Here is a 5178-nt window from a genome sequence, read left to right on the forward strand (position 1 = left end):
TCTCAAAGGCGTCAACGAAGTCGGCTGTCTTTCGATGGCCTCGCCGCCCAACAGGCGGCCTGCGAGACGCCGCAGGCGATAGCGATTAGCGCTTCGAACGACATTGTCGCAACGGACCCAGGAGCGGAGCATGACGCCACCGGACAGTCCCTTGAGGCTCCACACGGAGATGGAGCCGCGGCGGGCATAAGTGCCAGGGCAGACTTGAAACGCCGGCCCGACAAACCGTGACTTGCCGATTCCCTACAATCAGAGACCATAGTCGGATCGTCGGCTGAACGCCGCGTTGCATCCGAAACAGAACGCCGGCAGTCCACTCCCGGCCAAAGTTGGATTTCAGATCCATGAAGCCCCATCCGTCTGCACAGCAGGGATGGGGCTTACATTTTGTGGGGCGCTCAACCCGCGACCGCGATCAGTGGTTCGGTAGCTTCATGCCGCCCGTTGCCATGTCGATCGTTATGCTGCCGCCGATCCTGACATCGGTGTTGCCGATCTTGAACGAGCCGTCGCTGCCGGCGGGCTGCGCGTCATCGGGTTCCGGCTGCGGCGCCGGTTTGGCGATGCGATAGTCGCCGCTGACGCCGGGCAGTTTCTGCGACTGGCTGTCGTCGGCCAGTGCGGTGCCGGCCATCAAGGCGCCGGCAAGAGCGGCGAGGGCGGCGCATAAATGTCTGGACTGAACGGACCTGATCATGCGCGGACTATAGGGACGCGGCTGAAGCGATGCCAGACGCGCGGCGATCAAATTGCCGCGCGCCTACTCCGCTATATCAGGCCGCTTTCTTGCGCGTGTCATACACGTGGTCGACGAGGCCCCAGTCCTTCGCTTCCGCGGCGCTCATGAAGTAGTCGCGGTCGAGCGTGCGCTCCACTTCCTCGTAGGTGCGGCCGCAATGCCTGGCGTAGAGCTCCGTCATATGCTGCTTGGTGCGCACGATGTCCTCGGCGTGGCGCTGGATGTCGGAAGCCTGGCCCTGGAAACCGCCAAGCGGCTGATGCAGGACGATCCTGGTGTTGGGCAGCGCGATGCGGCGTCCCGGGGAGCCCGCCATCAGGAGAAACGAGCCCATCGAGGCGGCGAAGCCCATGCAGACCGTCGACACCGGACAGGAGATGTATTGCATCGTGTCGTAGATGGCGAAGCCGCTGGTCACCATGCCGCCGGGCGAGTTGATGTAGAGCGAGATCTCCTTGTCGGGATTGTCGGATTCCAGCGACAGCAGCTGGGCACAGACCAGCGCCGAGACATTGTCGTTGATCTCGCCATTGATGAAGACGATGCGCTCGCGCAGCAACCGCGAAAAGATATCGAAGGAACGTTCGCCGCGGCTCGACTGCTCGATGACCATCGGCACCAGATTGGCAATGCTCATGACGGGTTTCCTCTTATCAGGCCGCGCGCAGCATCATGCAGGGCGCATTGGCCGCGGTCGGGGTCTTGCGCGCATAAAGCGAGAGCCCGCAGCCGGCGCCGGCAATGGCCAGAACAGGCTCAGCCACCGGCACGAAGCCATCATGCACGATCCGAAGATGCGTGCCTCCGGAGGCTGTCCGGGCCAGCGTGAAGGTGACGATGCTGTCAAAGGCAGGAAGCTGGTCGGCATCCTTGTCGGCCGGCCGCTCGCGCCAGGAATAGCGCAGCAGCCGGCCAGGCTCGGCTTCCAGCACCTCGCATTCGATCGGCGCATCCGGTCCGGCAAAGGTGAAGCAGCTGCCAGCTTCCGCCTTGATGTCGTTCGGCATCATCCAGGCGGCCAGCAGTTCCGGCTCGGTCAGCGCCCGCCAGACCTTTTCCGGCGGATCGGCAAGCTCGCATTCGAAGCTGAGCGGGGCCTCTGCCGCTGTCGGATTCTCTGCCTTGGTCATTGGTCCATTCCCTTCAGAACCGTCTTCAACTTCTCGATGCCTTCCGGCCAGAAGGCGCGGTAGCGTTCGATCCAGCCGAGCAGCGGGTCGAGCCCCTGCGGATCGGCGCGGTAGTAGGCGTTGCGGCCAGCGCGCCGCTCGACCACCAGGCCGGCGCCGCGCAGAATGGCGAGATGCTGCGAGACCGCCGGCTGCGACACGCTCATGCCGGCGCGCAGCTCGGTCACTGTCATCTCGCTGGCGGTCAGCCGCTCATAGACGGCGCGACGGGTGGGGTCGGCGAGCGCCCGGAAAATCTCTGCTTCGATCATGCGGAAAGCATAAGTCGATACTTATAGATTTGGCAAGCGCTGTTTTTATGATGTCCAGCGCTTCACCGGATTCGCGGCTCCGTCGAAGCTTGCTTCGAAGATCGGCGATGCGAGCACGGCATGGATGTGGAGCATGCCGGACCCAATGTTGCGAAAGCCATGCCTGCGATGCGCCGGGATGATCAGCGACTGCCCCGCAGTCAGTACTGCTCGCCTGTCTTCGATCCACATTTCGGCCTCGCCGGCAATCACTGTCAGCACTTCCTCCACCGAATGCGAATGGGTCGGCGCCCCGGTTGCCGGTTCGACCCACTGTTCGAATATGCAAAGCTCGGCCGCGCCGTTGGCGGCGGCAACACGCATCCGCGTCTCCACTCCGGTCCGCCAAAGTTCGCGCGGCTGATCCTCATGTGTCAGGGTGTTCATTCGGAGATATCCCCTTTCGTTTCCCACACCAGGACACTACCTCTTGCTGACATTCCTTGACAGAAGCATCGGTTATGCTAGAACGAAAGAGGAACAAAAACCTTGTGGGAAAAGCCAGCCTTTACGGGCGTGGGCGGCCCTGAGGCTGTAAGGTGAGCGACTTAAAATTTGTTTCGGATGAGCGCGGAGAAGTACGATGGCGGGTAGCGTCAACAAGGTCATTCTGGTCGGCAATCTCGGGGCGGACCCTGAAATCCGCCGCCTGAATTCCGGCGATCCGGTCGTCAACATCCGCATCGCCACCTCGGAAAGCTGGCGCGACAAGAATTCGGGCGAGCGCAAGGAAAAGACCGAGTGGCATAATGTCGTCATCTTCAACGACCAGCTCGCCAAGGTGGCCGAGCAGTATCTGAAGAAGGGCATGAAGGTCTATGTCGAGGGCCAGCTGCAGACCCGCAAATGGCAGGACCAGACCGGCAATGACCGCTACACGACCGAGGTGGTGCTGCAGAAATTCCGTGGCGAGCTGCAGATGCTCGACGCGCGCGGCGAGGGCGGTAGCGGCCAGGTCGGTAACTATTCAGGCGGCAGCAGCCGTGGTTCCGATTTCGGCCAGTCGGGCCCGAACGAAGGTTTCAGCCGCGGTGGCGGCGGTTCCAGGGGCGGCGGTGGCGGCGGCGCGTCGCGGGAGCTGGATGACGAGATCCCGTTCTAAGCGTCTCGACATGGTCGTTTAGAGGAAGGCGATGTCGCTCGGACCGCTTCCGTCGGCGCCGCCTCCAATCCCATGGCATGCCTTCGCGGCCTTTGCCGCTTTAGCCATCCATCCTTCGCCGGCAGTAACCTTCATAGAGCGGGACACTTGTGAGGGCTTCGGCCGGCGTAGGCCGGTTCTCGGAACCCGCCATTTTCTGCGCGGCCTGACCTGAATCTCAACAGGCCTTAGCGCGGACCGGAATTTCTCAAGGAAGACCACCGTGAAAGCACGCGTCAAATGGGTCGAGGAACGCACCTTTGTCGGCGAATCCGGCAGCGGGCATAAGGTCGTGCTGGGCACGGCGCATGGGCCGGATGGGAAGACGCCTGGGCCGAGCCCGATGGAACTGGTGCTGATCGGCGCCGGCGGCTGCTCGGCCTATGACGTCGTGCATATCCTGGAGAAAGGCCGCGAGGCGGTCGAGGATTGCGTGGTGGAGCTCGACGCCGACCGGGCCGAGACCGACCCGAAAGTGTTCACCCGCATCCATATGCATTTCATCGTCAAGGGCCGCGCGCTCTCGCATGACAAGGTGAAACGGGCGATCGACCTGTCGATCGAGAAATACTGCTCGGCCAGCGCGATGATGGCGAAGACGGCGACGATCACGCATGATTTCGAGGTGGTCGAGACGGGGGCGCAGTAGGGCAGTAGGGCAGTAGGGCAGTAGGGCAGTAGGGCAGTAGGGCAGTAGGGCAGTAGGTGGGCTGCTTCGCAGCCTCTTAGGCTGCCATGAGCGCCCTGACGCCGTCGGCCACGAACTGGACCGCCAAGGCCGCCAGGATCACGCCGAGCAACCTGGTCAGAATCGAGCGGCCGGTCTGGCCGAGGATGCGGTCGATGCGTTCCGACAGCACAAACACCAGATAGGTGATGACGAGGCAGACGAAGATGATGCCGACCAGGGCTGCCTGCGCGGCAAAGCCTTCGAAATGTCCCGACAACAGCACGGTCGCCGAGATCGCGCCAGGGCCGGCGATCAGCGGGATCGCCAGCGGGAAGGCGGCGATGTTGTGGATCATGTCCTTGGTGATGGCGACGTCGCCGATCTTCTCCTTGCGGTCCTGGCGGCGCTCGAACACCATTTCGAAGGCGATGAAGAACAAGAGAAAGCCGCCGGCGACGCGGAAGGCCGGCAGCGTGATGCCGAACACCGACAGGATCGAGGCGCCGGCAACCGCGAACAGCGCCATGACCAGAAAGCCGATCACCGAGGCGCGCACCGAGACCTGTTGGCGCTCCTCTCGGTTCATGCCGCGCGTCACGGCGAGGAAGAGCGGCGCCAGCCCCGGCGGGTCGATGGTCACCAGTATGGTGACGAAGGCGTTGAACAGGCTGTCGAAACTCGGCATCGCTGGCCCCTCCCGCCAGGCGAAGCCCAGCCTCTGCAATTGGTAAAGCAAAGCCCAGGCGCTGGAAACAGGCGGGAAGATGGTTTCGCGAACCTGGTGAAGCCCGGCGGCGCAAAGGATGGCTACGGCTCTTGTTTTGTGCCGCTGCGATCTTCGGTAGTCATCAGCTCTCACCCACCCGCCGGGCCAAAAACTCCACCTCCATGCGCCAGGTCGCGCCGCCGTCATGCGAGCGCTCGCCCAGCCAGCGGAACGAGTTTTCGGTAATGCGCGAAAAGCTCCAGCGTACCGACGCGCCGGTTCCGTCGGCGCCGACCTGGACGATCGTGTCGCCCTCGGCGCTGCCGAGCTGCCGGCTGTAGTACTGATTGCGCGGGTCGCTCCAGAAGATGTGCCAGGCGTCGGCGCCGGGATCGTAGACGCGCAATGTCGTGCCGTAGAAGGTCCACGGTCCGAGCGACGG

At 63.2% G+C, this 5178-nt stretch carries 8 protein-coding genes and 1 pseudogene; 2 read left to right on the forward strand and 7 right to left on the reverse strand.

The annotated features are described in order from the left end of the window. Positions 1–415 precede the first annotated feature (415 nt). From EOA28_RS24155 to EOA28_RS24175, 5 genes are all read right to left on the reverse strand, one after another. Positions 416–697, reverse strand: a complete 282-nt coding sequence (locus EOA28_RS24155) for a hypothetical protein (RefSeq protein ID WP_126082571.1) — start codon at positions 695–697, stop codon at positions 416–418. A 76-nt stretch (positions 698–773) separates the two neighbouring features. Next, the gene (locus tag EOA28_RS24160) at positions 774–1376 is read right to left on the reverse strand and encodes an ATP-dependent Clp protease proteolytic subunit (RefSeq protein ID WP_126082572.1); all 603 of its coding nucleotides are present in this window, start codon (positions 1374–1376) and stop codon (positions 774–776) included. Positions 1377–1392: 16 nt separating this feature from the next. Continuing rightward, positions 1393–1869, reverse strand: a complete 477-nt coding sequence (locus EOA28_RS24165) for an SRPBCC domain-containing protein (protein ID WP_126082573.1) — start codon at positions 1867–1869, stop codon at positions 1393–1395. Next, a complete protein-coding gene (locus EOA28_RS24170) occupies positions 1866–2180 on the reverse strand; it encodes a metalloregulator ArsR/SmtB family transcription factor (RefSeq protein ID WP_126082574.1) in 315 nt (104 codons plus the stop codon). The genes EOA28_RS24165 and EOA28_RS24170 overlap by 4 nt, the downstream gene beginning before the upstream one ends. Before the next feature lie 45 nt (positions 2181–2225). Continuing rightward, on the reverse strand, positions 2226–2606 hold the full coding sequence (locus tag EOA28_RS24175; RefSeq protein ID WP_245456450.1) for a cupin domain-containing protein: 381 nt from the start codon (positions 2604–2606) through the stop codon (positions 2226–2228). A 196-nt stretch (positions 2607–2802) separates the two neighbouring features. Here EOA28_RS24175 and EOA28_RS24180 point away from each other — a divergent pair, with 196 nt between their 5' ends. After that, entirely contained in the window at positions 2803–3321 is a 519-nt protein-coding gene (locus tag EOA28_RS24180; protein ID WP_126082575.1) for a single-stranded DNA-binding protein, read from the forward strand. A gap of 262 nt (positions 3322–3583) precedes the next feature. Beyond that, on the forward strand, positions 3584–4009 hold the full coding sequence (locus EOA28_RS24190; RefSeq protein WP_128315354.1) for an OsmC family protein: 426 nt from the start codon (positions 3584–3586) through the stop codon (positions 4007–4009). 76 nt (positions 4010–4085) lie between these two features. On the opposite strand, the gene EOA28_RS24195 is transcribed toward EOA28_RS24190, so the two are convergent. Both EOA28_RS24195 and EOA28_RS24200 read right to left on the reverse strand, forming a co-directional pair. Then, a complete protein-coding gene (locus tag EOA28_RS24195; RefSeq protein WP_128315355.1) occupies positions 4086–4715 on the reverse strand; it encodes a MarC family protein in 630 nt (209 codons plus the stop codon). A 163-nt stretch (positions 4716–4878) separates the two neighbouring features. Beyond that, positions 4879–5178: pseudogene (locus EOA28_RS24200) on the reverse strand (hypothetical protein); the annotation flags it as partial.

The organism is Mesorhizobium sp. M2A.F.Ca.ET.067.02.1.1 (assembly GCF_004023285.1).
Taxonomy (GTDB): domain Bacteria; phylum Pseudomonadota; class Alphaproteobacteria; order Rhizobiales; family Rhizobiaceae; genus Mesorhizobium.